This is a genomic window from Chelativorans composti (genome assembly GCF_039541695.1).
GTDB classification, from domain to species: domain Bacteria; phylum Pseudomonadota; class Alphaproteobacteria; order Rhizobiales; family Rhizobiaceae; genus Chelativorans; species Chelativorans composti.
This window is the reverse complement of record NZ_BAABGS010000024.1, coordinates 1-626: the sequence shown is the minus strand read 5'-3', so window position 1 is coordinate 626 and position 626 is coordinate 1. Positions and strand designations below refer to the sequence as shown.

Genomic DNA, 626 nt, shown 5'->3' with positions numbered 1-626 from the left:
CGGCGGGCATAGGCATCGATGACGAAGGCCACGTAGACAAAGCCTCTCCAGGTCGACACATAGGTGAAGTCGCTTACCCACAGCCGGTTCGGCGCCGGCGACTGGGAATTGCCGGTTGACCTTGTCGAGTGGACAAGGTGCCGCCTTGTCGCTGATGGTGGTCTTCACCGGCTTGCCGCGGATCACGCCCTGCAAGCCCATGCTCCTCATCAGCCGGGCGACAGTACAACGGGCAATGTCGAAGCCCTCCCGCTTCATCTGTCGCCAGACCTTGCGTACGCCGTAGACGCCGAAGTTCTCGTCGAACACGCGCCGCACCTCCTCCTTCAGGACCTCATCCCGCTTTGCACGGGCTGGCAATCGGGAAGGATCGGCGCGCCGGGCGGCATGCTCGTGCCAGGTCGACGGGGCGATCGGCAGCACACGGCAGATCGGCTCGACCCCGTACGCATCGCGGTGAGCGTCGATAAAGGCGATCATCGCTTCAGTGGGCGGTCGAGCTCCGCCATCGCAAAATAAGCCGACGCCTTGCGCAGGATCTCATTGGCCTGACGAAGCTCGCGAACCTCCCGTTCAAGCTCCTTGATCCGCGACAGCTCCGCGCTCGTCGGCCCAGGCCGTATGCC

The 626-nt window shown here is 64.1% G+C and carries 1 pseudogene and 1 other annotated feature; the pseudogene reads right to left on the bottom strand.

Annotated features, from left to right (window positions below):
- Positions 1-626 (bottom strand): annotated as a pseudogene (locus ABD906_RS09795) (IS3 family transposase); the annotation flags it as partial.
- Positions 406-522: a sequence feature (AL1L pseudoknot), on the bottom strand. (Overlaps the previous pseudogene by 117 nt.)